Genomic DNA, 26,304 nt, shown 5'->3' on the forward strand with positions numbered 1-26,304 from the left:
GCATGGCCTGGCGCACTTGCCAGACGGTAATGGCCGTCGGCAAGTGCGTTTGGCATGCCCGATTCCGTTACGAAGTCACAGATGCCACCCGCCCATTGCGCAACTCTCCGTGACTGTGCAGATTTGATGCGCGGATCTCTGTCGGTGACTCGCCGGGAGCCCAGAGACCGCACCGGTTGTCCCTTTTGTCCACCTCCAGCGAAATCGGGGTATTCGCCCTATGTCCGAGACAAGCACCACGCCACGCGGCTTGATCCGCCAGGCAAGCAAGTGGACCACCGCCACGGCCGTGGTCGCCACGGAGGCCGTGCAGAATTTCGTGGCCCCCGAGTCCACGGTTGGCGTGGTCAACGAGCACCTGCACACCGGCGCGTACTGGAGCCTCGGTCTCCAGATCGTGACCATGTGCGCGGTGAAGGCGTACAAGTCCCTCAAGCTGCGCGGCTCGGTCACCTTCTCGTGGGGTGACAGCGGCGGCACCCCGACGACCGGTGAGCATGGCTCCTGAGCGTTTGGAGGAACGGCCCGGGACCCCGCTCGGCCGCGGGGCCCCGGTGTCCGGGCTGAACGCGTTCCCCGACGATCAGCCGAGTACCTCGCAGGACGAGTCCATTGCGGTCTCGGAATTCGAGGAGGTCTTCCGCGACCAGTACAAGGTGATGGTGTCGTACGTCGTCCGGCGGGGAGTTCCGGCAACTGACGCTGACACGGTTGTGAACAACGCGTTCTTGGGCCTGTGGAAGTTCTGGAAGCAAAGGGGCCGGCCTCATAATCCGGCGTCGCTCCTCCAGCTGGTGGTGAAACGACGGCTGATTGATTACGTCCGGGAGGAGCACCACCACGCCAAGTTCGCCATCAGCCTGGGCCAAGAGGCCATGACCAAGGCGGTCAGTACCGAAGACTCCTCAAGGTCGTTGGAGGTGGCGGAACAGCTCGGCGAGCTCCTTGCGCTGCTGCCGCACCGGCAGCGCGAGGTACTGACACTGCGGATGGATGGACTCTCAGAGAATGAGATCGGTGCCCGCTTGGGCATCGAGCCGAAGACCGTGTCGGCTCACCTATTTCGGGCTCGGCGTACGGCCCGCGAATTCCTCGGAGTGCGGTGACGGCTGCCGCGTGCGATACGCGCGGCCCGGCGTCGACTCGGTTGCCCGACACGTCGACGCACGTGACCTTCGCCGTTTGCGGCTGGTGACAGCATTCTTACCGGCATCCAACTTGGTCTCTGCGGAGCGATGGCCGGGCGTTCCTTCGTCACGGCCTCGGAGTCCTATCTCCGACACCAGCCGCAAAGCAGGTCGTAAGTAGCCGGAGAAATCGCTGCGAAGCTCTACCGTTCGCCGGATGGTGAGCGAAGACCAGTGGACGCCTCTGTCTGACCGCGATGCTCCTTCTGCTCGTGCCCTGAAGGACGGCGTTCCCGCCGGCCTGGAGACCCCGCTCAGGGGATGGATTGAGAGCACCGCCGAGCAGTACATGGATGTCATCGAGCGGGTTGCCGTTCGGACCGACGTGGATCTACACCCCGAGTCGTACCCGTACCAGTACGAGGGCATTGACATCGTCGCGCGCCTGGCCTACTGGACTCCCACCAAGAAGCTCCTGGACATCACCGACGCGTTGCTCAACCTGGCGCCCATCAGGAGCTTGCGGGATCAACCGGAGATCGCGAGTCTCGCGCCGTGGCAGGCCGCAGATACGCCGCACGACTTGACGCACTGCATTCCGCTGCAGCAACTCCTTGCCGACGCCGGCTCGCTCTATACGATCCGGGCCGACGGGCGGGCCCTGGTACGGCGTCTCGGCCCAGCAGTGGTGGCGGTCACCGACGAGGCCGCCAAGGCGGCGGACCAGCCCGAGCGCGGTTCGGCTACCCGTCACCTGAGGCAGGCCCTTGATGCCGCGTACGCGCTGCATCCCGATCCGGTGAAGGCGTACAGCGAGGCGATCAAGGCGGTGGAGTCGGCTGCGCACGCCACCCTGCAACCCAAGCACGATCAGGCGACGCTGGGCACGATGCTTGGCGAGTTCCGTCAAGTACGGGCCAAGTTGACCGTGCCGATCGCCGGGAAGTCCGGAGCCGAGGGCCTGGCGGTGGTCGAGAGCATGATGGCCCTGCTGTGGACGGGCCAGACCAGCCGTCACGGCAACCTGCAGGAGACTCGGGAGGAGACCGTGCAAGAGGCGGTCATGGCAGTACACCTTGCCGCGAGTCTTGTGCAGTTCTTCGCGTCGGGGGTCGTGCAGCGCTCCTGACCCGCAGGCCGTTCGCCTGCGGGTGCAGTTCCCCATCCAGCCCATCTTGGGAACAGCCACAGGGAACCCCAACCCGCGCGCATGGAACGGTCTCACGAGTTCCACGGATGTTCCTTTCCGCAGTTCAGCACGGTGCGGTCCCGGTCTCACGGCAGGCACGCGAAGACCCCGTCCGCGAATCACGGACGGGACCGGTCGGACCTGTTGGAACTAACGCGGCCTCGGGGAACATCGGTACAGCGGTTAACACTAAGCCGTTGATCATGGTCCGGTCGGGGTGAGGGTGCCGACGCGGTTCTCGTACTCACGGCGGGCCTTGCGCTGGGCCGGGACCGCCGCGGTGCCGTCGAGGGACTGGCAGCGGTCAAGGATCTGGCGGTGGACGGCGGGCACGGCGGTGATGCGCAAGGTGTAGCCCTGGCCGCGTCGTACGGTCACGCCCTGGTCGATCGCGGCCCGCTCGGCGGGCTCCAGGTCGGTCGCACGCAGGAAGTCGCCGACCTTGCCCGGCATGTCGAGGGTGACCGGCAGCTCCGGGGCCGGGGTGTCCTCGTGGCCAGCGGTGTGCTCGGGCATGAGGTCGGCGACGGCGGTACGGATGGCGCCCCGGCTGACGTGGTGGTCGCGGGCCAGACCGGCGATGGACCGGCCGCCCAGAAACGCGGCGCGCACAGCGGTGGCCCTCGCGTCCATGATGGCCGGGCGGCGCCCGCCCTTACTGCCCTTGGCGTCGGCGGCCCGGAGTCCGTCGTAGGTCAGCTCGCGCTGGAGGTCGCGCTGGAGTTCGCCAGCGGCGGCGAGGGTCTGCACCATGAACTTCACGGTGGACAGCAGCTCGCCAGTGCGCGGATGGCGGGCGGTGAGGTCCATCGCCGAGAACGCGCCGTCGTGGATGCGCAGGGCCACCTGCTCGCGGTGGAGGACGTCGAGCACGTCGAGGATGTGCCCTGTGCTTCGTACGAGGCGGAACATCTCGGAGATGTGCACGGTGTCGCCCGGCCGCGCGTACGTCAGCAGCTCGCTGAACTTCGGGCGCTGGAGCGGGTGGAGGCGGCTGGAGGTGCCCGGGTCTTCCTCGAAGACGACCGGGTCCTCGATCCCGGCCTCGTCCAGGACGAGGTTCTGCCGGGCGGTCGACTGCGTGTCGGTCGAGACCCGCTTGTAGACCAGGTTCGCCACCGAGGGCCCCTTCCGTACGGAGGATCGGACCCTATCTGTCGTCAAACCCTGTCATCAATCACCATCGGATCTGATTGGATTCGAGCCGCCGCGAACCCCCGGATTGCGCGGGTTCATTGGACGTCCGCCGTACCTGTCGTCAAACGATCGTTTGACGACAGATGGGAAGCAGTGAACGCCCTACCCGGGTTCAAGCACCGACACCGTAGTCGTATGCGGCGGGGCCCTTCGCTGTATCTGGGGGCTTCAGTCCACTTGTCGGCGGGCGTGGACGCGGCTTTCGTACGACTGGCCGATGGCTCCGAACAGGACAGTCAAGGCCCAGAAGCGCCGTTTGGGGAAAATGCCTCGCCGTATTCCGTTTCGCTCGTCCATCCACTCCTCCAGGTATCGCTCCCGCGCCACGCCCGCTGGTAGCACCAGGCTGATCAGCCTCAGCTTCACCCCCACCCGAGACTCGGGATCCCGCCGTCGCCGAGGCGTGGTCTCAGAAGACGAAGGCTTGCTGAAGAAATGCTCCCTGGACACCCTCTGCACATTGAGAAAGGTCCCGACCAACCGTGCCTTCGTCGTTCTCCACAGCAGAGGAGCCTCCGGATCCTCGTTGAATGCCATCCGGTAAACGATCCAGGCCACTAACCCCATCACGCTGCCAAAGGCCGCCATGAGTTCGATGCGGGAAACCAAAGAAGCACCAGAAACGACGTCTAGCATCAGGTTGTCGATCCGTTCAGGAGTCGGCGATGGGTTTCCCGGTCATCCGCGCAGAGGCCTGGCCGCCCTTGTAGGCGGCTGCGAGCGCTAGCCGGGCTGTCTCGGCACCGTCTTCAGTGAACTTGTAGTAACGCCGACGGGGCCGGGACGGCTCCGCTTGGGCGTGCTCGTCCGCCGCCTCCCAGAAGCTCTCCACGATTCCCGCGCGTTCCAGCCGAGCCAGGATCGGGTGGATCGTGCCGCTGGGCAGGCCCACAGTGGATCCCACTTCGAGCCCGTACTGGGCGCGCGTCGGGTTCTGGAGCAGCTCTCTCATTACCAACTGCGTCTGCAGTGTCATCCGAAGTCCGCTCATACCTGAAGCGTACCCGGAGATCCGAGTAGAACTCTACCTAGGTAGATAGCTTTGATCTGCACACTTCGTTCTCTACCTAGGTAGAGTTCTGGTGTACTCTCGCGACAGGAAGGTTCGGAGAGGACCGGGTGCATGGACGAGCGCGAGTCGAGTGAGGGCCGCATGGGGAACGAACAGAATTGGGATCTGCGGTTGGACCGCTCGGGTCTGGAACTGAGGGCGGGCCGGCATCTGCAGCTGTCCGTGTCCCTGGCAATGATCTGGTGGCTTCTGACCGTGGCAGGAGTGGTATCAAGCCCGTACTGGGGCCCGATCGTTCTCTGACTGCGACTGTGGAGAGAACGAAGGTCCCATCGGCAGGTAAGGCCCTTTGCCGTTCCCGGGTCGTCAGTTCAGTTCGGCGACCGCTGTACCGTCGAGCCGACAGGGTCGTCTCCTCCGAGATCGCGGACCTCTGCCGTCAGACCTGGGGGGAGGGCCCCTGGTACCCGTCGGCTGACCTTGCTTCAGTCGGCGGCCGACTCGTCCTCGTCCAGCTCCGGCGCGTCCGGGTCGCGCAGGGGGCGCAGGGCGCCTTGTGCGCGCGGTCCGCGGCGGCCATGGGCCAGCCTCGTAGCTGCTCGTCGGCGGCGGCGCGACGCAGACTGCACCCTTCCGCAGGATCCAGAGTGACGCAGGCTCGTTGACCGATCGAGGTTCTCCAGACCGCGTCCTTGCAGCTTGAACACACAAACTTGACAGGGAACACCACGGCGTGCCGGGTCGTCCCGGCCAGGACCTCAACCACCAGCCCGGGATCGGACTTGGTGTAGGTCTCCCCTCCGGTGTGTGTGGTTCGGACCGGTGCGCTGGTCGCGAGGTGCGCTGCGACCTGGGCGGCGAGCGGCGCCTTCAGCGCCTGGGTGAGCGCGATACGTCCGCCGGGGAGGCGGACCGCGAGTGTCCGCGGCCGCGTGGCCGGCCCGGTGTAGCCGACGACGTTGGCCTCCACGGTCTCGGAGTGACGGATCTTCTTCCACACGCGCCCGGCTCTGAATACCGAGGTGGCGGGCTTGCAGACGATGCCCTCGACGCCTTGCTCCCGGAGTTGTTGGTACCAGGTCATCGCCACGTCGGGGTCGTCCGTCATCGGGACGGCCTGGATCGGCGGCTGGACGTCGTACTCGTGGAGCAGGTCCACGAGAAGGGCGCGGCGGACGTCGTAGGGACGGGCGCGGACGTCACCGAGCTGCGGATGCAGAAGGATGTCCCACGCCGCGAAATGGGCAGGGAGATCCTCGGCGAGGCGGCGGGCGCGGGCGGGCGTGGAGGCGGCTCTCGACTGCGCGGCCGCGAAATCGATCTTCCCACCCGTGTAGATCACGGCCTCGCCGTCCAGGACCGTGTTCGGCGGGAGCATCTCGAGTCCGGCGAGTGCGAGATCCATCCACACAGGCGTGACGTCCCTGCCGGACCGAGCCTGTAGACGGACCGTGCTCTCCTCTCTCCACATCACCGTCCGATGCCCGTCCAGTTTGGGCTCGTAGCGCCAGTTCGTCCCGACCGGGAGGGTCGGGACGAACTCGGCGAGCGCAACGGCAACGGGGAAGTCCACACGATCAGACTCCGGCCCCCGCGGACGTCGCGCATGCGGACGAGCGCTACCGGAGGAGGGAGATCACCGCCTTCACGAGCAGCGTGAGCGGCGTGTCCTGGGCGGCCAGCGCGGTGCCGTAGGCGATTGAGACGTGCTCGATGGTCTTCAGCGCGGCGCACAGGACGCGGGCCTGGTGCTCGGTGAGCTCGTCGCCGGCGTCGACCGCGAGCGAGGCGAAGGCCATCGCCGTGAGGGCGACCAGCGCGGCGAGCACTACGAGGTGGAGCGGATGGGGCATCTCTGCCTTTCTGGGGCCAGGCGACGGTCGTCGGCCTCACCCCTTCCGCCGAGTTGAAGGCCGCCGTACAGGACCGAGTGCCGAAGTGAGACGCACATCACATAGGCGGTGGCGGCGACCCGTCGATTCAAGGGTGCCCCGCTCCTTGCGGTCACTGCGGCGCGTGGGACACCATCACGTCACCAGTTCGCACACTTGTACGATTCTGGAAAGTGTGGATACCTGGAGAGGTCACAGGTCAGGGAGGGGCACGCGAGAAACGGAGGTGAGCAGCGTGGATTTACTCATCTGCGCGTCGCCTCCGGGTACTCCGCCCGGTACGGCGCCTCCCTCCCCGGCGTCCTCGTGCAGCGCGCCGCCGAGCGCGGGATGACGACGCTCGCGCTGACCGACCGGGACACCGTCGCGGGCACGGTCCGCTTCGCCAAGGCCGCTACGGCCGTCGGCATCCGACCCGTCCTTGGTGTCGACGTCGCCGTCGCCCCCGCCTCCCCGCCCGGCCCGGCAGCCGGCCGGCCGCGTACGCCTGTGCGCGGCGGCGCCCACGTGGTGGAGTCGCCGTTGCGGATCACTCTGCTCGCGCAGTCCGCGGCCGGGTGGGCGCGGCTGTGCCGCCTGGTGTCCGCCGCGCACGCCGAGGCCGACGGTGCGGCGCCGGTCGTCTCCTGGCCCACCCTGCGCGCGTACGCCGACCGGGACCTGGTGGTGCTGCTCGGTCCGTCCTCCGAGCCGGTGCGGGCTCTGTCCTCCGGCCGTCCCGACGTCGCCGGGCAACTGCTCGCACCGTGGCGGGAGTTGGCCGGCGAGCGGCTGCGGCTGGAGACCGTGTTTCTGGGGCGGCAGGGAACCGGCGCCGGTTCCCTGCGGCTGGCCGCGCGCACCCTTGGCCTGGCCGACCAGCACGGCGTCCGCGCGATCCTCTCGAACGCGGTCCGCTACGCCGACCCCGAGCAGCACCGCTTGGCCGACGTGCTCGACGCGGCCCGGCTGCTGCGGCCCATCGACCGTCGCCAACTGGACGGCAAGGAGCGGTGGTTGAAGGACCCGGCGGCCATGATGGCGGTGGCTGAGCGGATCGCGCTGGCCGTCGGCGACGATCCCGCCCGCGCCGTACGCCTGCTTGCCGAGACGGAGGCCACCGGCCAGTCCTGCACCCTCACCCCGGCCGACCTCGGCCTGGGCAGGCCGCACGTCCCCGAACCCTCCGTCGTCGGCGCGGGCCCGGAGGCCGGCTCGGCGCTCCGGCTGCTGCGGCAGCGGTGCGAGGCGGGGATGGTTGCCCGCGGCCTGGACCGTGACGAGCGTGCCGTACGGCAGCTCGACTACGAACTCGACGTCATCAGCCGGCTCCCCGGGTACGAGGCGTACTTCCTCGCCGTGGCCCAGGTGGTCGCCGATACCCGGGCGCTGGGAATCCGGGTCGCCGCCCGTGGATCCGGCGCCGGGAGCATGGTCAACCACGCCTTGTTCATCGCCACGGCCAACCCCCTTGACCACCACCTCTTGTTCGAGCGGTTCGTCAACGAGCGCCGTACGACGCTGCCCGACATCGACCTCGATGTGGAGTCCGAGCGGCGCCTGGAGGTGTATGACGCGATCATCGCCCGGTTCGGGCGGGAGCGGACCGCGGTCACCGGTATGCCCGAGACGTACCGGGCGAGGCACGCCCTTCGCGATGTTGGACTTGCCCTCGGGATTCCGCCCCAGGTCGTGGGAGAGATCGCCAAGAGTTTTCCGCACATCAGGGCCAAGGACATCCGCGGCGCCCTGGCCGAGCTGCCGGAACTGCGGCAACTCGCCTCCCGGGTAAAGGAGTTCGGACCACTGTGGGAGCTCGCCGAGGGTCTGGACGCACTGCCCCGCGGGTACGCCATGCACCCCTGTGGGGTGATCCTGTCCGACGTGAGCCTGCTGGACAGGTTGCCGGTGCAGCCGACTCCGGCCGGCTACCCGATGGTGCAGGCCGACAAGGAAGACATCGAGCTCGGCGGCTACGGACTCCTGAAACTGGACGTCCTGGGCATCCGGATGCAGAGCGCGATGGCGCACGCGGTCGCGGAGATCCACCGGGCCACCGGGCGGGTCCTCGACCTCGACAACCCCGACCACGTCGACCTCAACGACCGGCTGGCCTTCGAGCTCATCCAGGCCTCCGACTCAATTGGTCTATACCAATTGGAGTCGCCGGGGCAGCAAGATCTTTTGTCCCGGCTGCAGCCCCGCCACATGCAGGACGTCATCGCCGACATCTCGCTGTTCCGGCCAGGACCTGTGAGCGGGCGAATGCCCGAACTTTTCATCGCGGCCCGGCACGGCGCTGCGCCGCGCTACGCGCACCCCGACCTGGAACCGATCCTGTCGGACACGTACGGCGTGACCATCTGGCACGAGCAGATCATCGCGACGTTCGCACAGCTGACCGGATGCGATCGCGCTGCCGGCGAGTACGCACGCCGCGCGCTCGCCGACGCCGACCGGATCCCCCGCGTCGAGGAGTGGTTCCGCCGTACGGCCGGTGAGCGCGGCTACAGCACGGCCGTGCTGGACGAGGTCTGGAAGACCATCTCCAGCCACGGAGCATATGGATTCTGCAGGGCGCATGCGGTCGCATTTGCTGTTCCTGCACTTCAGAGCGCCTTTTTGAAGGCAAGATTTCCGGCGTTCCTGTACGCCGGGCTCCTGGAGTACGACCCCGGGATGTGGAGCCGCCGCTTGATCGTCGCCGATGCCCGCCGCCACGGCGTGCCGATCCTGCCCGTCGACATCAACCACTCCCGCGCGGCGCACCTCGTCGAACAGACCGACCAGGGCTGGGGCGTGCGCCTCGCCTTCTCCACCGTCAAGGGGATCAACGAAGGCGAGGTCGCACGCCTCGTGGCCGGCCAGCCCTACACCGGCCTGCAGGACCTGTGGCAGCGCGCCCGGCCCTCCCTGCCGGTTGCCCAGCGGCTGATCCGTGTCGGCGCGCTCGGCCCGCTCCCCGGGGACCTCACCCGGCGGGATCTCCTGCTGCAGGCGGCCGAACTCCACCAGCAGTCCCGCTCGCGCGCCGCCACCGACGGCCAACTGCCGCTCGGCGGCGAGCTGGTGACCGCCACGCCGAGCGGACTGCCTGAGATGACCGGACGGGACAAGCTCGGCGCGGAACTGGACACGCTCCAGATCGACGTCACCCATCACCTGATGGAACATCACCACCGGCTGCTGAATGAGCTCGGCGCCACCACTGCCGCGCATCTTCGCGGCATGGTCCCCGGCCAGACGGTCCTGGTCGCCGGGGTACGCGCCTCCACCCAGACGCCGCCGATCCCGTCCGGGAAGAGGATCATCTTCGTCACTCTGGAGGACGGCACCGGCCTCGTCGACCTCGCGTTCTTCGAGGACTCCCACGAGGCCTGCGCGCACACCGTCTTCCACTCCGGCCTGCTGCTGGTGCGCGGCACCGTCACAGCCCGCGGCGCACGCCGCACCGTGGTCGGCGAGCAGGCGTGGGATCTGGACGACGTCGCCGCGGCCCGCCGCGACCACGGCCCCCAGGCCGCCCTCGACCTCCTCGGCCGCGCCGCCCCCTCCCCCACCCCGGCCCAACCAGCCCCGCCGCAGCGCACCCTCGCCGACGGCACCACCGGAGCCCGCCTCCACCCGTACGCCGACCTCCAGCCCGCCGGCACCCGCTCGGCCGACCTGCGCCGTCTCGGCCACCGCAGCCCGGGTTCTCCAGGCTGATGCGTGTCTCACGTGACACAACAGCGGACCCTGGGAGGACGGGGTTCGGATGGCGGACCGGTCCGTTTTGGATAGCTCCGCCCAACTCGCTGCTTCTGCAGGTCAGTTCCTGTTGATTAGCGCCTTTGAAAGAGCTGCCAATCAACTGTCGGCCCGGTGGACTCGGTGCGGTGAGGGAGGTCGTCCCGCGTCCCCTTGGGGGAGGGGCGCGGGACGTTCGGCCGGCCCGCGGTTCCGCGGGTGACGTCCTCAGGAACGGGAATCTCCGTTCGAACGGGCCGTCCGAGGGAGACGGACGGTGTCGTCGCGTAGAGGGGGAGTGGCATGGGGCGTCCGGAGAGTTGGCTGGATCCTGAGGCGGGGCCGGTGCAGCGGTTCGCGTACGAGTTGCGTCAACTGCGGCGGGAGGCAGGGGGGGTCACGTATCGGGCGATGGCCGAGCGGGTGGACTTCTCCGCGGCCACGCTGTCGGAGTCGGCGGCCGGCGAACGCCTCCCGTCCCTGGCCGTCGTCCTCGCCTACGTACGGGCCTGCGGCGCGGACACCGGTGGCTGGGAAGAGCGCTGGCGGCGGGCGGTCGAGGAGGAGGCCGGGCGGCCGGCCGAGGACGAGGAGGGGGTGATGCCGCCGTACCGGGGGCTGGCGCGATTCGAGCCGGGTGACAGTGACCGCTTCTTCGGCCGGGACCAACTGGTCGCCGATCTGGCGGAGTTGGCCCTGGGCAACCGCTTCGTGGCCGTCGTCGGCACCTCGGGCAGCGGCAAGTCGTCCCTGCTGCGGGCCGGACTGGTCCCGGCGCTGCGCGGCGACGCGTGGCCGGGCGCCCGCCCGGCGGCCGTACGCATCCTCACCCCCGGCGAGCATCCGGCCCGTACCCATGCCCGAGCGCTCGCTCCCGCCGAGATCACCTCCAGCGGCACCGCCGCCACGGGGGCCGGGGACACCTGGGTCATCGTGGACCAGTTCGAGGAGGTATTCACGCTCTGCCCAGACCCCGCCGAGCGCACCCGCTTCCTCGACCGGCTGCTGGCGGCCTCCGCGCCCGACGGCCGGATGCGGGTGGTGATCGCGGTGCGCGCGGACCTTTACGGCCGGCTCGGCGAACACCGCGGTCTCGCGGCCGCCCTGTTGGGCACGAGCCTGCTCGTCGCGCCGATGAGCGCGGACGAACTGCGTGAGGCCATCGTCAAACCCGCCACGGCCCAGGGCCTCACAGTGGAGCGGGCCCTGACCGACCGGATCGTCGCGGACGTCACCGATCAGCCCGGCGGCCTGCCGCTGATGTCCCACGCGCTCCTGGAGACCTGGCGCCGCCGCCGCGTCCGCACGCTGACCCTCAAGGGCTACGAGGCCGCCGGCGGCGTGCGGGGCGCGATCACCCAGACCGCCGAGGACCTCTACGCCAGTCTCTCCCCGCAGGAGGCCGCACTTGCCCGGCAGGTGATGCTCCGGCTCATCGCCCCCGGCGAGGACAGTGACGACACCAGCCGTCCCGCCCGCCGCGCCGAACTCGATGCCGACGGCAGCGGTGACACGGCCGTCGTCCTGGACCGGCTGGCCCGGGCGCGGCTGATCACCCTCGACGACGACACCGTCGACCTCGCCCACGAGGCGCTGATCACCGCCTGGCCCCGGCTGCGCGAATGGATCGACCGCGACCGCGAGTTGCTGCGCCGGCGCCGATTACTCACCGAAGCCGCCACCGCCTGGGAGCAGTTGGACCGCGACGCCGGAGCCCTGTACCGCGGGGCGCGGCTGACCGCGGCGGAGGAGGTCTTCGCCGACCCGGCCCGGCCCGACCGGCTCACGCTGCTGGAGCGGGCCTTCCTCACCGCGAGCCTCCAGGCCCGGGACGACGAGCAACGCGACCTGGCCCGTACCAACCGCCGGCTGCGCTCGCTGACCGCGGCGCTGGCCGCTCTGCTCGTGATGGCCGTCGTCGCCGCCGGGCTGGCATTCACCCTGCAGCACCGCGCCGTCACCGCACAGGACCGAGCCGTCACCGCACAGCACACGGCGTTGTCCCGGCAACTCGCCGCCCAGTCCGCGGCGTTGCTGGACACCAACCCCGACCTGGCAGCGCTGCTCGCGGTCCAGGCATACCGCACGAAACCCACCACCGAGGCCGTCAGCAGCCTCTACACGGCTGCCGCACTGCCGTTGCGTCACCGCCTGGCCGTCGGCAGTCAGGTGTTGACGGTGGCGTTCAGCCCGGACGGCCGCACCCTGGCCACCGCATGCATCGACGGGAGCATCCGCCTGTGGGACACCGCCACCGGCAGGCGGCGGGCCACGTTTGCCGGCCGGGGTCCGGACGTCCAGGGGGCGGTGGCCTTCAGCCCGGACGGCCGGACCCTGGCCGACGGCGGGGAGCGCGGTCTTCAGCTCTGGGACGTGACCACGGGAAAGGTCCGCGCCCAGTTCACCAGCCACGGCGCGGTGACCGCGGTGGCGTTCAGTCCGGACGGCCGGACGCTCGCGGCCGCGCAGGACAGAGCGGTGGGGCTGTGGGACGTGGCCTCGCACAGACTGCGTGCGACGGTGAAGGTCCACACCCTGGTCCCCTGGTCGGTGGCGTTCAGCCCGGACGGCCGTCTGCTGGCCGCCGGCGGCGCGGACGGCACCGTCCGGCTGTGGGACGCGGCGACCAGACGGCCGCGGGCCACCGTGCCCGGCCACACCGACGAGGTGACATCGGTGGCCTTCAGCCCCGACGGGCAGGCCCTCGCCAGCGCCGGCGGAGACACCGTCCAGCTGTACGACCCGTCCAGCGGCGCCGGCCGGATCCTGCGCACCGGCCACACCGGCCAGGTGACGTCGGTGGCCTACAGCCCGGACGGCCACACCCTGGCCACCATAGGAAACGACAAGACGCTGCGGCTGACGGACCTGGCCACCGGCGAGGGCCAGACCATCGCCACCGGACACACGGACTGGATGAAGTCGGTGGCGTTCAGCCCGGACGGCCGCACCCTGGCCACCGGCAGCGGAGACGGCACGGCACGCCTGTGGCAGCCGGACACCGGCCAGTCCCCCACCACCCTCAACAGCCGTACGGGGCCCATCTTTTCAGTGGCCCTCAGTCCCGACGGCCACACCCTGGCCACCGGCGGCAGCGACGGGAAAGTCCGCCTGTGGAACACCGCCAGCGGAACACTCCAGGCCATGCTCAACGGCCACACCGGCCTGGTGATGTCGGTGGCGTTCAGTCCGGACGGCCGCACCCTGGCCACTGGCAGCGTCGGGACCGTACATCTGTGGAACGTGGCCACGGCGACCGTGCGCCACGTGCTGCGGTCGCCGTCAGCCGCCGGGGCGTTCTCCTTCACCTCCGACAGCAGCGGCCTGTTCACCGGATACGAGGACGGCACGGTGCGCGAGTGGAACACCGTCACCGGCTCTGTCCGTCTCACCGCCCTCCGGCACGCCCAACCGGTGTGGTCCCTCGCCGTCAGCCCCGATGGCCGCACCCTCGCAATCGGCGCGCGCGACTTTACGGTCCAGCTCCAGGACGTCGCCACCGGCGCCACGCGGGCCACCCTCGCCGGCCGCATCAGCCTCAACGACGCGCTCGCCTTCAGCCCCGACGGACGGACCCTCGCCAGCGCCAGCGAGGACCAGACCGTACGGCTGTGGGACACCACGACCGGGATGCGGCGGGCCCTCCTGACCGGCTCCGGCGACCACGTGTGGTCGGTGGCCTTCAGCGCTGATGGCCGCACCGTGGCCACCGGCAGCGGCGACGGCACGGTACGCCTGTGGGACACGGCCACCGGACGAGTGCGGACCACCCTCACTGGACACACCGAACCCGTACGGTCCCTGGCCTTCAGTCGCGACGGCCGCACCCTCGCCACCGGCAGCATGGACGGGACCGCGCGCCTGTGGAACCTCACGCTGCTCGACCCGAAGCAGGCCATCGACAGAGTCTGCGCCGCCGTGCACCGCGACTTCACAGGGCCGGAACGCGCCACGTACCTCGGCGGCCGCCGAGACGCGGCCTGCCCCTCCTGACCACCCCGAGCCTCCCTCCCTATCAGCCGAATTTCCACAACCAGAAGGAGAAGAACATGTCCATGTCCGTCTTCAAACGGGTCTTCGCCATGGCGGCTGCCGCGGCAGCCGCGGCGGTGGTCTTCGTGACGCCGAGCGCGAGCGCGGCCCCGTCCACTCCGTCGGGATTCACCCTGGTCACGCACGGCGACGTGTCGGCCAACGTGGTGGACGGCCTGTACTACTGGGAGAACGCCGCGAGCGGCCAGTGCCTGAACCAGGACTACAGCGGCGGCACCGCGCAGCACGACGTCCTCGCGTGGGCCTGCGACACCGCCGCGGACAACCAGTGGTGGTGGCTCTCTGGCGACTCCAGCAACAGCGCTCTGTGGATTCTGGAGAACTACAAGAGCGGCCAGTGCCTGAACCAGGACTACAGCGGCGGGACCGCCAACCACGACATGCTCGCCTGGACCTGCGACAGCTCGGCGCTCAACGAGAAGTGGTACCTCTACGCGAACACGGCCAGGACCGTGTTCTATCTCCAGAACGCCAAGAGCGGGTGGTACCTGAACCAGGACTACAGCGGCGGGACCGCGCACCACGACGTCCTCGCCTGGCCCTGGGGCGGCGGCACCGCCAACGAGCGGTGGTACCGAGAGCAGTAGGCCACCGATCGCCACCAGGCAGTGCACGCGGCCGTGTGTCCGGCGGACACACGGCCGCGTACGACCGTCCGGACCTGCCGCGATCTGAGCGCGAACTCTCAAGCCATCGTGCTCCGCTCGTAGCAAACGGTGCGTCGCCACAACTGCGTGTGACGGAGCACCGTAGGTTGCGAGTGATCGTTCGGAACCCGCTGGTCAGGACCGCGATGGTGCGCTGCAGTTTGCGAGGCTGGAGCACGGCACCTTGCGAGCGCCGCCGGCCGGGCAACCCGTATCGACGGTAAACCCCCAGGTCAGGCGACCCTCGCTGGTCGCTTGCAAACCACTGTGCTCCACTCGCAAACAAGGCTGCACCGTCACACTGCGTACGGCGTCCCAAGACTCGTCATGTTCGATTTATGTTCGATATATTGGCGACGGATCCGACGATGGATCCGAGTCCTGTCCGAGGCACCTGGGAGGTGATCCGCTTGAAAGAGGCGGTACGTCCGGGGACAGCCTCCCGAAGCCATCAACGAGACACTCTGACGCGTCTGGTGAACCAGGGTTCTCCGGTGTGATCGCCGTGAGCCGCCCTATCCTCCACCTCCGCCTCGACCTCCCCGCCGACCACGACATCGGTCTGCCCGAAGGGCTGCGCCGCCTGCTAGAGACCGTTACGCCCCGCGTGCAGATGATCGAGCAGGACGCGGCCGCGGTGCTCGATCTGACGGGCGCGCTCGCATACTGGCGGCGTGACGCCCGCGGCCTGACCGACATGGTTCAGTTGCGCGTGCTCGCCCACTTCGGCCTGAGGACCGCTGCGGGGTGCGCGGGCAACCGGATGCTCGCCGCGATGGCCTGCGCCCTCACTCCCCTCGACCGCCGTACGGTCGTCGACGACTCTCCCGAGGCGATCGCGGCGTTCCTGCGGACGCGGCCGGCACGGGAACTGCCCGGGGTGGGAACGAAGACCGCCACGCTGCTCGCCGAGTACGGCCTGCACACCGTCGGCGACATCGTCGCCGTCCCCCAACTCACCCTCCAACGACTCCTTGGCGCCCGCGCCGGCCGCACCCTCCACGAGTACGCCCAAGGCCACGACACCCAGATCGTCGACCCCACCCCGGTGTCGGCAAGCATGAGCGCCGAGCACCGCTTCGGCCGCGACGAACTCGACCCCGCCCAGCACCGGCGCGCGCTGCTCGCCCTGGCCGCCGACCTCGGCGCCCGCCTCCGGAGCTCCGGCCAGATCGCGACAGGGCTGACCTGTACCGTCCGCTACGCCGACGCGAGCGGCACCCGGCGCAGCCGCACCCTGCCCGAGGCCACCCAGCACACCGTGCTCCTGGCCCGCACCGCATACGGCGTGTACGACTCTCTCGCGCTCCAGCGCGCCCGGGTCCGCAGTATCGCGCTGCGCGCCGACGCCCTTCGCCCTGCCGACCACGCCGTCCGACAGCTCACTCTCGACGCGGAGGACGACAAGCCGCTCGCGATCGAAGCCGTCGCCGACCGTGCCCGTGCCCGCTACGGCCACCACGTGCTCTATCCCGCCGCCCTCGCCGTCAACTCCCCACCCTCGTCCGCTCATTGGCCGGGCCGGAGCGGCTGTAGGGGGTCGATTTAGTTCAGCAATCGCGCCTGTATCTCAGCAGTACATCAGCAACGTCGGGTAGTTCAACACCGTCACCCGGATCTACCGCCGTCTGATCGACGAGCACTCCTCGTCCGAGGCGTTGCGTTGACCACTTGAACCCGCACCGATGAGAGGGCGCAAGCGTCCTGCGAGCAACCGCGCGGTCCGGCCAGGGACTGAGAGTCCGGTGTTTATACCTTGCTCGCGACCACCATGTAGTTCTCGGCCTCAAGATCGAACGTGCTCAGTTCCGTTTGGAGTCCGACCCGGTGCAGCTCGACTTCGAGTTCCTCGTACCGGTAGGGCCAGCAGGACAGCAGTTCCGAGCGGACAAGAACCAGCCCGGTCGCATCAACTTGCGCGATCGCAATCTCGATGTGGTGCTCCTGCTCCCAATGCGGCGCAATCTCCCAGCGGTAGACCACGACGGCATCGCGACCGTTCCGGCGGACGAGTCGGTCACTGATCTCCAGCCGGGAACCTCCAGCCCTCACGAGTTCCCAAGTGCGGGATGTGAGTACCAAGCGCCCGCCGGGGCGCAGAAGCCGTGACATCGACTCCAGAGCAGCACCTCTGCCTGTCGCGCCCGCGGCATGGTGAAGCGAGTTGCCAACGCAGAACACCATGTCGAACGTGTTGTCCTGGAAATGGTTGGGCAACTCTTCCCAGTTCGCCCGTACGGCCCGGACGGATGCCCCGAACTCCTCAGACAACTCTGCGGTCCGACGAACCATCGCCTCGCTGGCGTCAGTTGCGACAACCTGCATGCCACGACCGGCGAGGCCAACCGCCAACTGTCCGGTTCCGCACGAACAGTCGAGGACGTGAGCGTTCGACGGCAGGAGATTGAGGACGTCGTTGAACGACGCAGCGAACTCGGCTGGAGGCAACTTTGCATCCGAGATGAGCCATTCGTACACCTCGGCAAGCACGTCATAGCCTGTCACAACCACTACCTCCGTCACGCGGCAGACTCACGGTAGGACGTCAGTCCATCAGCGGAGCAAGCCGGGCACCAATGGTTTTCGCAAGGATCTCGGCGCCAGCCCCAGAGTGCTGAACTAGCCGCGACAGCGACCCTGATGCGTGTGCTGAACCACAGGAACGTCGCAGGTCGTCATGCCAGTCTGGAGTGATTCCCTACAGGCCTCTCAGACGGCTCGCTGCGACATAAGCGCGACAGCAGCGGGCGATGGTAAGCCACCCCTGCCGATGAGCGCGGACGGCCGACACCTGAGGAAGTTGCCCGGCCGATCTACGACTTCGGCGCCGTCGCGGACGAACGTCACACCCGTGCGGACTATCTCCAGGCCGCCGATAGCGTCCTCGAAGTCCCCATCCGACCCGGGCTGATCAAGCCAGAGGCAACTGACCGAGCGGCCGTCCGCCCTCGGTCCGCGCCCGCACAACGGCGGCCGCGTCCGGATACTCCGTGAAGGTGGGGCCCTCCCAGTGCTCCGGGACAGCCGCGGGCGCGAGGAACACCTCGGTGCCGTGGGCGCTCGCCATGTCGAAGAGGGTCTGCAACGTCTGCACGCCGGCCAGGTCGAGCGCGCCGAGGCGCGTACGCCACGTCTGAGTCTCCGGGTCGTACGAGGCGATCGGGCGGAGCCTGTCCAACTGCTCGCGCCATTGGTGATCGGCGGCCGGTGCAGTCCGGATGGTGGCCTCCAACACCCATGCGCTGTCACGGGAGTTCGGCGAGCTGGTCATGTCAGGACGGTAGCCGCCACGTCTGACAACCCCCGCCGAACCAGGACCCGGCCTTCGACTCGACGTCTTCTTCGCCGAAGCGGGCGCTGGGTCCCGGTACGCAGGTGAGGCCTGGTCCGCCACCACGGGGGGAGGCGGCGGACCAGGCCTGAGGTCCACGGTGCCACACTCGCCCCCGACGCGTGTGGTCTGCGGGCGAAGTCGGCGCTTCTAGAGCAGCCGCAGGACCCCGACGACCTTGCCCAGGATCTGTGCCCCGTCACCGGGGATCGGCTCGTATGCAGGGTTGCGGGGCATGAGCCACACCTGCCCGTCCTGTCGGCGCAACGTTTTGACAGTGGCGGCTTCGTCGTCCAGGAGCGCGGCGACGATGTCTCCGTGGTCGGCGCTGTCCTGGCGCCGTACGGTCACGATGTCGCCGTCACAGATCGCGGCGCCGATCATGCTGTCACCGGTGACCGTCAGGGCGAACAGGTCGCCGTCGCCCACGACTTGGCGGGGCATGGCGTAGACGTCCTCGACCATCTCCTCGGCGAGCAGGGGTGCGCCGGCGGCGATGCGTCCGACGAGCGGCACGTCGACCTGTGCCGCGCTCCTGCTGTCCAGCTCGGGTGCCCACGTGGGCCGGATCCGGTAGGCGCGGGGACGGTGCGGGTCGCGGTAGAGGACGCCCTTGCTCTCCAGGGCCATCAACTGGTGGGCGACCGAGGATGTGCTGGCGAGGTGGACGGCTTGGCCGATCTCCCGCATCGACGGCGGGTAGCCCTGCCGGTCGACCGCTTCCCTGATGTAGCGGACGATGTCCGACTGGCGGTCGGTCAGCTCACCGTCGGCGGTCCGGGGGCCCGGTGGACGGCCTCTGCGGGCCGGCACGCTGCTGTCCATTGGGGGCACCTCCGTACAAGATCTCTTAGATCGCGACTTTAACCCGCACCCTCCTGGAAATGGAACACTGTTTCGACTTCATCCGGGGAGTGCGGACCGGCGCAACGGACTCGCCGACCGGGCAAAGATCTCGATTCGGCGATACCGGGGCGTAATCGCATCGGATTGCATCAGCATGTCCCTCTGCGCATGAGACACAGGGGGACTGATGAGTCGTCATGTACTGGACTGCACAAAGGACTTGGACTGGAATCCCCTGATCACTGCAGTTCAGCATTCCCAGTTCTCCGGAGTGGTCGCGGGCCTCGTCTTCACCGTTCTGGCCGTTCTGATCGTGAGCCGCGCCAACCAAGACTTATCGTCGACGCTCCAGATCTTCATCGCGACCCTGTTCGCGTTCGCCTACGACTCCTATGGATTCGGGGTCATATCAGGCGAACAGACATGCGGGCGCGCCTACGTCGAGAGCGTCATGTGCGGTGCCGTGCTGGGCATCGGCAGCACCGGCCTGATGACGGGCCTCGCGTGGCTTGTGAACTCCTACGGCTACACGGGCGAGCCCCTGAAGTTCGTCAACCTCGTCAGTGCCGCCGTGTCCGCCATCGTTGCCCTCATGGTCATGGTGAGTGCGCAGGGCTACGCACAAGCCGTCCTCTACCCCACCGCATGGCGCGACCCGGTGACCGACGCCGTATACGCCCTGATCGGCGCGGCGACACTCGCCGGCATCTGGGTTTGGATGAAGCCCACCGCCAATCGCCACGGTGCTGCGCGATGGGCCACCCGCAGTTCCGTCCTGTTCGTGCTCATCAGCGCGCTCACGGCTGGCGCGGCGGCGGCTTTCCCGGCCAAGGACTGGGCGACCACCCCGAGTTGGCTCGTGCTCACCGTGGTTGGTCTCTCCGTGCTTCTGCCGGCCGCGACCGTCGTCCTCCACGTCAGATCCCTGCCCCGCTAGGCCTGGGCCGATGGCTCATAGAGCTTTGCGCAGTGCCCGGTTGATGTCCGGGTTGCGGCCAGGCCGGTAGGGCGAGATGGGCTGGTAGCCGTTGGCGCTGTAGAGCGCGAGAGCTGCGTGGTTGGCAACGCCGGTCTCAAGTTGCATGTGCGTCAGCCCGTGCCTGCGGGCGTCGTCTTCCAGGTGTCCGAGTATCTGCCGTCCGAGGGTGCGTCCTCGGGCGTCCGGGTGCACGTACATGCGCTTGATCTCTCCGGTGGCCGAGGTGAGGAGGCGCCAACCGCCGCATCCCAGAGGCCGGCTGGCGGGATCTCGGGCCAGGAGAAAGAGCCCGTGGGGTGGTTCGTAGTCCGTGCCGGGGGTGTCGGCCGGATTGTCGGCGTACCCGTAGATGTCGGCCTGGGCGGCCTGGAACTGCAGCAGCAGTTGTTGTACGTCCGGAGAGTCGTACGGAGCGGCTGTGATGTCCCAAGTGCGGGGAATCTGGGGGCTGGTGGGATGCGAGGTCATGCTGCTGATAGTGCCTGGTCGACTGCCTCGATGGCATCGGTGCGGTGGGCGGAGCGCAGCGGCCGGCCGGCGCTGCGGCGGACGTTGATGAGGAGGTCTCGGCAGCGCAGCGACTGGACGCCGGGCAGCTGGCCTGCGAGGGAGGTGAGGATGTGGGCGGTGGCGTCCGTGTCCTTGGCCAGGAGGCGGGCCCGGGCGAGGTGGATTCCGTGGAGGACGGCTGAGCGTTTGTATTCGCCGTCGGTTCCCTCGCTGACCATGGGCGAGAGGAGGTCTGCCGCCTCGGCGAGCAGTTTGCGGGTGAAGCGCGGGTTGGACGAGGCGAGTTCGACGAGGGCGTGACCGGACTCTGCGGCGAGTTGGTCGTCGGTGAAGTAGTAGAGGGCGGCGGGATCGTCGGGCGTCCGCTGTGCGATGAGGTGACGGCATTGGTCTGCGGCACAGCGGAAGGCGTCGATGTCGCCGGCGCTCGCGTGTGCGGTGGCCAGGCGTCCGAGGGCGCGGGCGCGGACGAGTGGAAGCCCGTGGGAGGAGTACTCGACCGCGCTGGTCGCGAAGCGCAGGGCCTCCGCCGGTCGGGCATGTGCGGCGTGCTGGTAGGCAAGCATGCCGAGGACGTTCGCGACCGTGTCGTGGTCGCCCGCGGCCTGGGCGAAGCGGAGCGCGAGAAGCTGGTAGCGCTGGGCGGCGGCGGCGAGGCTGCCGTCGAAGGCCATCCATCCACCGAGCTGGGCGAGACCGGCCGCGGTACGCAGGAGCCGGGTCCGGATGTCCGGTGTGTAACTGCTGGTCCGCAGCAGGGTGATGACGTCGAAGAGGGCGATGCGGACTTGCCGCTGGGACAGCGGGCCGCCGCCGGTCTTGTCGTCCAACCGGCGCAGGGACTTCAGATGTTCTTCGTGGACGGTCATCAGCGGAGGGTCGACGCGTTCGGCGTGATCGCCGCCGGAGCCCAAGACGCGCCTGTCCTGTTGGCGCATGGCGTCCCAGACGGCCGCAGACAGCTGGTCCGGGGTGGCGGCTCGCATCGTGGCGACATTGGTCGAGCCGCTGCTCCACGAGGCGGCGCTGTCGAGTACGTCCGGAAGGTCGCGGGGACCAACCAGGTCATCTGTTGCCCACTGCGACTGCAGCGGATCCGCAACCCCGGCTGGTGCCTGCCCCCAGAGGTTCTCGACGGTGTATCCGGTGTTGGAGACGTCGCTGAGGACGGCGGCTGCCACATGTCGTACGAGCGGAGACCGTGGTACGGCGCCGCGGCACCAGTTGTAGCCGGCGGTGACGTCGAGGCGGCGATGGCCCACGGCTACGACGCGGTCGTTGATGGCACGTACGAATTCTCGCGGTGAGAGGCCCACGCAGCTCAGCGCCGAAACCAGCGCAGGGTTGCCGGTGTCTTGGGAGGGTGCGGCCGACGGATACGGCCGCGGACCGCTGACAGTGGTCACCCGGGTGAGAGTAGGCGAGTCCCCACAAGGTCGTTCGAGTTCACGCATTCTCACGTTTTCAGGCCACCTATCACGACTGTCTCACCAGGAACGGTTGTGCCCGCAGCCGGTGTGAGCTGGGCTGTTGGAGGTTCGTGGGTCCATACGTGGAGGGGAGCCGTCCGTGTCCGAGGTGGTGCTGCCGTGATTCCCGAGTACGTGCAGGCTCTTCGTGAGCTGGTGGGAAGTGACCACCTGCTGTGGCTGCCCGGAGTGAACATGGTGGTGCACGACTCCTCCTGTGGACGGGTCCTGCTGCACCGTCGTTCCGATACGGGCGAGTGGTCGTTGCTGTCCGGGATCCTCAACCCCGGTGAGGATCCAGCCGTCGGTGCGGTGCGTGAGGTGCTGGAGGAGACCGGTGTCCACGTGGTGCCCGAGCGGCTGGTGGGCGTGACGGTTTCTCCGAGGATCACGCATCCCAACGGTGATCTCGCGCAGTACCTGGAGGTGCTGTTCCTGTGCCGCCCGCGCGAGGCTGGTGCCCGACCGCGGGTCAACGACGATGAGTCGCTCGCCGTGGACTGGTTCGCGACCGATGCGCTTCCTGACATGCGCCCCTACGTCGCCGATCGGATCGCGATGGCCGTTGAGAGCGGGAGCCAGCCGACGTGGTTCACGCCGGCTGGCGGGTGAGCAGGTGCTGGTGGCGGACCACTTCGAAGGCCTCGGCGGCGTGCACGCCGATCTGCGCTCCGCGCGTGAGGAGCTCGGCGTCCAGAGCTTCGAGGGAGCGGCTGTGCGGCCACGGCCGCAGCTCCGACCGGTAGATGTCGAGCGCCTGGCGGCGCAGGGCGACGGCGTCGGTGGACAAGGGCTGGAACCACGCGGGGCGGAAGGACCTCTCGGTGCCCCATTCGGTGGCGGAGCGCACTTCCCAGGCGAGGACGGTCCGCACGCTGGATCCGGGATGGGGGCGGGTCGCGGCCGCGGTGGCCTCGGCGACGATGCGGTGATCGCGGCTGAGGTCGGCGGTGCTGTGGCTGTAGACGATGGTCGGGTTCCGCTCGTGGACCACGTCCTCGATCGTCTGGGTGACGCGCAGTTGCGGGACGGTCTCGAAGGCGTTGTCGGAGAAGTCCTTGAGGACGAGGTCGGCCTCGTACAGCGCCGCGACCTTCCGGGCGCATTCGACACGGTGCGCCTGGACGTCGGCGCCGTTGGTACCGGGCCGGCTGGTCACCGAGGAACTGAGCAGCAGGAGCGTCACGGCGTGGCCGGCGGCGCGGTGTTCGGCCAGGGTGCCGCCCGCGCCGAGGATCTCGTCGTCGATGTGTGCGCCCACGGCGAGGACGCGCTCGGCGGTCTGCTGGGTCATGTGGATCTGCCTCTCTCACACGGAGGACGGCCGCCACGGTCACGGGCCGTCGGATGGGTGGGGGTCGAAGGTGTCGGTCGATGACGAAGGAGATGGGTGATGACGGACGAGTTTCCTGACGTGGAGTTACGGGTGAAGCGGCGTCGGATCGGGGACGGCGTGCGGATCGCCCCGGGAACGGTGATCGTGGCCGATGAGCTGGTGCTCGGTGACGGTGCCGTCGTGGAGGAGGGGTGTGATCTGCGATCCGCGCGGATCGAGTTGGCCGCCGGCGCACAGGTCGGGGCCGACAGCCGGGTCCTGGTCGCCGACGGCGTCGCCTTGGGCGAGGGAACACGGCTGGACTCGGGCGCGGACGTGGTGTGCCGCGAGCTGACCGTGGGGGCCGGCACCTATATCGGCAGCCGGTGGCGGGTTGGCGCGGGCGCGACGATGGAGGAACGCTCCCTGGTGGTCGTCGGTGACGACTGCCAGATCGCCCCCGACGTCATCTTCAATGCCACCGAGCCGATCACCATCGGGTCGTCGGTCGGGATCAGCGCCGAGGTCGTGATCCTCACGCACGGCTATCACGCCGGGCACGCCGTGCGCGACGGCCATCCCGCCGTCTTCGCGGGAGTCGTCGTCGACGACGGCGTGTGGCTGGGGTTCCGGACGACGGTGCTGGCGGGGGTCCGTATCGGCTCGGGCACCGTGGTCGCCGCCACGGCGACGGTAACCGCGTCGTTGCCGACCGGTGTGCTGGCCGCCGGCGTGCCGGCGCGGGTCAAGCGCACGCTCGCACCGCAGGCCCTGGATACCGTGCAGCGGCGGCAGGCGGTGAGCTCGCTCGTCGACGACTGGATCAGGCGCCTGGCGTACAAGGGCCTGGATGTGTCCTGTGGTGCGGACGGCGCCTGGTCGCTCGCGGACGGATCGGGCGGAGCGTGGCGAGTGCGTCCAGTGGATCCGGACGGCATGGTGGAGGTCCGTGTCGAGGGTCCCGGGGGCGTGGTGGTGTTCGACTTCGGCGAACCGCTCGATCTGCGGGGGGAGTTGGATGCGGTCACGCACGATCTTCGAGACTTCTGCCGCCGCGGAACGTGGTCCTTCCCCTACGACCGCAACTCGGTCGGCCTCGTACCGCGGCGCTTCGCTCGCCTTCTGGACTGAGCCGCCGGGGCGGGCCGGCGCCGTCACCGGCCCGCCCCGGCGAGATGGGTGTACAGGCCGGCGGCCACCTGGTCGGCGGCGGCCGCACCGCTCATGGTCTCCCGCAACTGCCGTACGGTGCGTGCCCCGGTGACCGGAAGAACGTGCGCACCGGTACCCACGCGCAGGCAGGCCAGGGCGAGTTGCTCGACGGGGACATCGAGGGCGGTGGCCGCGGCACGGAGCTGGTCGCGGCGGCCGGCGTTGGCGGGTGTGTCGTAGGTGGCGGTGTGGTGGGCCGTGTGACGGCCGCTGTGATGGGCGGCGAGGTAGCCGGCGGCCAGGGTGCGGTACGGCATGACGGTCAGTTGCTCGCGTACGGCGAGGGCGAGATGGTCGTCGTCGGCCTCGACCAGCCAGGGCTCGGGGCACGGGTCGGCGCGGCATGCCAGGCTCCACAGCGGCTGCGTGATCTGCGGCCGGGCGAGCCCGTGGGCTCTCGCGTGAGCGATCCAGGTGCCGAGGCGGGGCGTGGTCCAGTTGGAGGCGCCGAGACAGTGCGTGGTGCCGTCGGCGACGAGGCGGTCGCAGGCGTCGGCGAGCTCGTCCACCGGTACGTCGGGGTCGTCGCGGTGCAGGACGAAGCCGGCCAGCGGTGTTCCCAGCCGTTCGGCGGACTCGTGCGCGGAGCGGATGAGTCCGGCCGGGGCCAGATCGGCGCACTCGGGGCGCGCGGGATTCAGGCCTGCTTTCGTCACGATCCCGGCCGGGACCCGACGGGAGCGGAGCCAGCGGCTGATGACCTCCTCGGATCGGCAGCCGAGCGCGGTGGGGCCGTAGGTGGGGGCCGTGTCGATGATCCGGCCGCCGAGGTGGTGGTGGACGTCCAGCAGTTCCATGGCCGTGCCGGCGGGGATGGAACTGCCGAACTCGAAGGTGCCCAGGGCCACATGCCCCGGCGCCGCCCACACCGTGTCCGCGTTCATGAGGCGGCTGTCGCGGACTGCGGGCGGACTGCATCGCGCCGTAGGCGGGTGTCGGCCAGGGCCTGGACGAGGTCGCGCTCGGGCACCGGCCCGTACAGCCGCCGGTACAGGCTCATGTCGGCGGTGAAGCAGGTGATCTCGTTCGGACGCGGGTCGTCGTGGCGGATGGTGCCGCGGCCGGTGAGGGCGATGACCGTATCGGCCAGTTCGAGCACGGTGGTGGTGCGGCCCGTGCCGAGGTTGAGGACGGCCGGCAGGGGGCGTCGTTGCAGGATGGTGGTGAGCATCGTGGTGGTGTCGTCGATGTGCGTCAGGTCCCGGGCCTGGGAGCCGTCTCCCTCGATGACGAGGGGGCGTCCCTCGGCGGCGGCGTCGAGGAAGGCGGGGACCACGGCGTCGGAGCCTTCCAGCGGGCCGAAGGTGTTGAAGAAGCGGAGCGTGGTGAGCTGCTGCTCCGGGCCGAGCAGGGGCCGGTAGACGAGGGCGAGGTGTTCGGTGGCGGCCTTGCCCGCGGCGTACGGGGAGCGCGGCTGCAACGGTGTCTGCTCGCTGAGCGGCCCGTGCCGTTGGCCGTAGACCTCGCAGCTGGTGGCGAGCAGCAGCCGACGGGCCGAGGACGCGGTGAAGACTTCGAGGAGGTGGCGGTCGGCGGAGGTGTTGTGCTCGAAGGTCTGGTCTCGGAAGCTGCCGGGCACGGACTTGTGCGCGGCGAGGTGGACCACCGTGTCCGTCCCCTCCAGGTCCTGCGGGGTCAGGGTGCGTACGTCGCGGATCTGCAGGCCGGCCGGGTGGGGCCGCCAGAAAGGGACGGACAGGTCGTCGACGGCGGTGACGTGCACGCCGACGGCCCGCAGGGCGGCGGTCAGGGCGGAGCCGATGAAGCCGGCCGCGCCGGTGATCAGAACATCGTCCACGGCAGGGTGTCCTTGAAGT

The 26,304-nt window shown here is 69.1% G+C and carries 24 protein-coding genes; 11 read left to right on the plus strand and 13 right to left on the minus strand.

Going from position 1 to position 26,304, the window contains the following annotated elements; translation table 11 throughout:
• Positions 1-220 precede the first annotated feature (220 nt).
• From OG714_RS54540 to OG714_RS54550, 3 genes are all read left to right on the plus strand, one after another.
• Positions 221-508 (plus strand): hypothetical protein, encoded by a 288-nt coding sequence (locus OG714_RS54540; RefSeq protein WP_331732120.1) that lies wholly within the window; start codon positions 221-223, stop codon positions 506-508.
• Between the two features lie 46 nt (positions 509-554).
• On the plus strand, positions 555-1,106 hold the full coding sequence (locus OG714_RS54545; RefSeq protein ID WP_406132280.1) for an RNA polymerase sigma factor: 552 nt from the start codon (positions 555-557) through the stop codon (positions 1,104-1,106).
• Between the two features lie 238 nt (positions 1,107-1,344).
• Positions 1,345-2,256 (plus strand): hypothetical protein, encoded by a 912-nt coding sequence (locus tag OG714_RS54550; RefSeq protein WP_331732126.1) that lies wholly within the window; start codon positions 1,345-1,347, stop codon positions 2,254-2,256.
• A gap of 261 nt (positions 2,257-2,517) precedes the next feature.
• Here OG714_RS54550 and OG714_RS54555 read toward each other — a convergent pair whose 3' ends face one another.
• From OG714_RS54555 to OG714_RS54565, 3 genes are all read right to left on the minus strand, one after another.
• A complete protein-coding gene (locus OG714_RS54555; protein WP_331732129.1) occupies positions 2,518-3,435 on the minus strand; it encodes a recombinase family protein in 918 nt (305 codons plus the stop codon).
• Between the two features lie 246 nt (positions 3,436-3,681).
• Entirely contained in the window at positions 3,682-4,149 is a 468-nt protein-coding gene (locus OG714_RS54560; protein WP_331732132.1) for a hypothetical protein, read from the minus strand.
• 16 nt (positions 4,150-4,165) lie between these two features.
• Positions 4,166-4,489, minus strand: a complete 324-nt coding sequence (locus OG714_RS54565; protein ID WP_331732138.1) for a helix-turn-helix transcriptional regulator — start codon at positions 4,487-4,489, stop codon at positions 4,166-4,168.
• A gap of 147 nt (positions 4,490-4,636) precedes the next feature.
• On the opposite strand from OG714_RS54565, the gene OG714_RS54570 reads away from it, so the two are divergent.
• A complete protein-coding gene (locus tag OG714_RS54570) occupies positions 4,637-4,828 on the plus strand; it encodes a hypothetical protein (RefSeq protein WP_406132281.1) in 192 nt (63 codons plus the stop codon).
• A gap of 136 nt (positions 4,829-4,964) precedes the next feature.
• On the opposite strand, the gene OG714_RS54575 is transcribed toward OG714_RS54570, so the two are convergent.
• Positions 4,965-6,098, minus strand: coding sequence for a DNA ligase (locus tag OG714_RS54575; protein WP_331732141.1), 1,134 nt, complete (start codon positions 6,096-6,098; stop codon positions 4,965-4,967).
• A gap of 46 nt (positions 6,099-6,144) precedes the next feature.
• Entirely contained in the window at positions 6,145-6,378 is a 234-nt protein-coding gene (locus tag OG714_RS54580) for a hypothetical protein (protein ID WP_331732144.1), read from the minus strand.
• A gap of 288 nt (positions 6,379-6,666) precedes the next feature.
• Here OG714_RS54580 and OG714_RS54585 point away from each other — a divergent pair, with 288 nt between their 5' ends.
• The 4 genes from OG714_RS54585 (at position 6,667) to OG714_RS54600 (ending at position 16,374) form a co-directional block, all read left to right on the plus strand.
• Entirely contained in the window at positions 6,667-10,104 is a 3,438-nt protein-coding gene (locus OG714_RS54585; RefSeq protein WP_331732713.1) for a DNA polymerase III subunit alpha, read from the plus strand.
• Positions 10,105-10,428: 324 nt separating this feature from the next.
• On the plus strand, positions 10,429-14,118 hold the full coding sequence (locus tag OG714_RS54590; protein WP_331732147.1) for a hypothetical protein: 3,690 nt from the start codon (positions 10,429-10,431) through the stop codon (positions 14,116-14,118).
• 56 nt (positions 14,119-14,174) lie between these two features.
• On the plus strand, positions 14,175-14,765 hold the full coding sequence (locus OG714_RS54595; RefSeq protein ID WP_331732150.1) for an RICIN domain-containing protein: 591 nt from the start codon (positions 14,175-14,177) through the stop codon (positions 14,763-14,765).
• 565 nt (positions 14,766-15,330) lie between these two features.
• A complete protein-coding gene (locus tag OG714_RS54600) occupies positions 15,331-16,374 on the plus strand; it encodes a DNA polymerase thumb domain-containing protein (RefSeq protein WP_331732153.1) in 1,044 nt (347 codons plus the stop codon).
• A gap of 200 nt (positions 16,375-16,574) precedes the next feature.
• Here the strand turns inward: OG714_RS54600 and OG714_RS54605 are convergent, their stop codons facing one another.
• The 3 genes from OG714_RS54605 to lexA all read right to left on the minus strand — a co-directional run bounded on the left by OG714_RS54605 (position 16,575) and on the right by lexA (position 18,981).
• The gene (locus OG714_RS54605) at positions 16,575-17,330 is read right to left on the minus strand and encodes a class I SAM-dependent methyltransferase (protein ID WP_331732716.1); all 756 of its coding nucleotides are present in this window, start codon (positions 17,328-17,330) and stop codon (positions 16,575-16,577) included.
• Positions 17,331-17,736: 406 nt separating this feature from the next.
• Positions 17,737-18,096 (minus strand): hypothetical protein, encoded by a 360-nt coding sequence (locus tag OG714_RS54610; protein WP_331732156.1) that lies wholly within the window; start codon positions 18,094-18,096, stop codon positions 17,737-17,739.
• Positions 18,097-18,306: 210 nt separating this feature from the next.
• Positions 18,307-18,981, minus strand: coding sequence for a transcriptional repressor LexA (gene lexA / locus OG714_RS54615; RefSeq protein WP_331732159.1), 675 nt, complete (start codon positions 18,979-18,981; stop codon positions 18,307-18,309).
• 208 nt (positions 18,982-19,189) lie between these two features.
• On the opposite strand from lexA, the gene OG714_RS54620 reads away from it, so the two are divergent.
• Positions 19,190-19,939 (plus strand): hypothetical protein, encoded by a 750-nt coding sequence (locus OG714_RS54620; RefSeq protein WP_406132283.1) that lies wholly within the window; start codon positions 19,190-19,192, stop codon positions 19,937-19,939.
• Between the two features lie 15 nt (positions 19,940-19,954).
• On the opposite strand, the gene OG714_RS54625 is transcribed toward OG714_RS54620, so the two are convergent.
• Positions 19,955-20,449: a GNAT family N-acetyltransferase gene (locus OG714_RS54625; RefSeq protein ID WP_331732165.1), complete on the minus strand. Its 495-nt coding sequence runs from the start codon at positions 20,447-20,449 to the stop codon at positions 19,955-19,957.
• Positions 20,446-21,897: a hypothetical protein gene (locus OG714_RS54630; RefSeq protein ID WP_406132285.1), complete on the minus strand. Its 1,452-nt coding sequence runs from the start codon at positions 21,895-21,897 to the stop codon at positions 20,446-20,448. The genes OG714_RS54625 and OG714_RS54630 overlap by 4 nt, the downstream gene beginning before the upstream one ends.
• A 183-nt stretch (positions 21,898-22,080) precedes the next feature.
• Here OG714_RS54630 and OG714_RS54635 point away from each other — a divergent pair, with 183 nt between their 5' ends.
• On the plus strand, positions 22,081-22,572 hold the full coding sequence (locus OG714_RS54635) for an NUDIX domain-containing protein (RefSeq protein WP_331732171.1): 492 nt from the start codon (positions 22,081-22,083) through the stop codon (positions 22,570-22,572).
• Here the strand turns inward: OG714_RS54635 and OG714_RS54640 are convergent.
• Positions 22,553-23,254, minus strand: coding sequence for a PIG-L family deacetylase (locus tag OG714_RS54640; protein WP_331732174.1), 702 nt, complete (start codon positions 23,252-23,254; stop codon positions 22,553-22,555). The two genes, OG714_RS54635 and OG714_RS54640, sit on opposite strands and share 20 nt — an antisense overlap.
• A gap of 99 nt (positions 23,255-23,353) precedes the next feature.
• Here OG714_RS54640 and OG714_RS54645 point away from each other — a divergent pair, with 99 nt between their 5' ends.
• On the plus strand, positions 23,354-24,406 hold the full coding sequence (locus OG714_RS54645) for a hypothetical protein (protein WP_331732178.1): 1,053 nt from the start codon (positions 23,354-23,356) through the stop codon (positions 24,404-24,406).
• Positions 24,407-24,429: 23 nt separating this feature from the next.
• Here OG714_RS54645 and OG714_RS54650 read toward each other — a convergent pair whose 3' ends face one another.
• Entirely contained in the window at positions 24,430-25,371 is a 942-nt protein-coding gene (locus OG714_RS54650; RefSeq protein WP_331732180.1) for an aldo/keto reductase, read from the minus strand.
• Positions 25,368-26,285: an NAD-dependent epimerase/dehydratase family protein gene (locus tag OG714_RS54655; RefSeq protein ID WP_331732184.1), complete on the minus strand. Its 918-nt coding sequence runs from the start codon at positions 26,283-26,285 to the stop codon at positions 25,368-25,370. The genes OG714_RS54650 and OG714_RS54655 overlap by 4 nt, the downstream gene beginning before the upstream one ends.
• Positions 26,286-26,304: the final 19 nt, after the last annotated feature.

The sequence above is a fragment of the Streptomyces sp. NBC_00989 genome, from assembly GCF_045162655.1.
GTDB lineage: Bacteria > Actinomycetota > Actinomycetes > Streptomycetales > Streptomycetaceae > Streptomyces.

Coding starts and splice junctions, on each gene's coding strand:
- OG714_RS54570 (WP_406132281.1), top strand. CDS start 4,637: ATGGACGAGCGCGAGTCGAGTGAGGGCCGCATGGGGAACGAACAGAAT.
- OG714_RS54540 (WP_331732120.1), top strand. CDS start 221: ATGTCCGAGACAAGCACCACGCCACGCGGCTTGATCCGCCAGGCAAGC.
- OG714_RS54620 (WP_406132283.1), top strand. CDS start 19,190: ATGAGTCGTCATGTACTGGACTGCACAAAGGACTTGGACTGGAATCCC.
- OG714_RS54565 (WP_331732138.1), bottom strand. CDS start 4,489: ATGACACTGCAGACGCAGTTGGTAATGAGAGAGCTGCTCCAGAACCCG.
- OG714_RS54550 (WP_331732126.1), top strand. CDS start 1,345: ATGGTGAGCGAAGACCAGTGGACGCCTCTGTCTGACCGCGATGCTCCT.
- OG714_RS54590 (WP_331732147.1), top strand. CDS start 10,429: ATGGGGCGTCCGGAGAGTTGGCTGGATCCTGAGGCGGGGCCGGTGCAG.
- OG714_RS54595 (WP_331732150.1), top strand. CDS start 14,175: ATGTCCATGTCCGTCTTCAAACGGGTCTTCGCCATGGCGGCTGCCGCG.
- OG714_RS54610 (WP_331732156.1), bottom strand. CDS start 18,096: ATGACCAGCTCGCCGAACTCCCGTGACAGCGCATGGGTGTTGGAGGCC.
- OG714_RS54560 (WP_331732132.1), bottom strand. CDS start 4,149: ATGCTAGACGTCGTTTCTGGTGCTTCTTTGGTTTCCCGCATCGAACTC.
- lexA (WP_331732159.1), bottom strand. CDS start 18,981: ATGGACAGCAGCGTGCCGGCCCGCAGAGGCCGTCCACCGGGCCCCCGG.
- OG714_RS54625 (WP_331732165.1), bottom strand. CDS start 20,449: ATGACCTCGCATCCCACCAGCCCCCAGATTCCCCGCACTTGGGACATC.
- OG714_RS54580 (WP_331732144.1), bottom strand. CDS start 6,378: ATGCCCCATCCGCTCCACCTCGTAGTGCTCGCCGCGCTGGTCGCCCTC.
- OG714_RS54640 (WP_331732174.1), bottom strand. CDS start 23,254: ATGACCCAGCAGACCGCCGAGCGCGTCCTCGCCGTGGGCGCACACATC.
- OG714_RS54645 (WP_331732178.1), top strand. CDS start 23,354: ATGACGGACGAGTTTCCTGACGTGGAGTTACGGGTGAAGCGGCGTCGG.
- OG714_RS54650 (WP_331732180.1), bottom strand. CDS start 25,371: ATGAACGCGGACACGGTGTGGGCGGCGCCGGGGCATGTGGCCCTGGGC.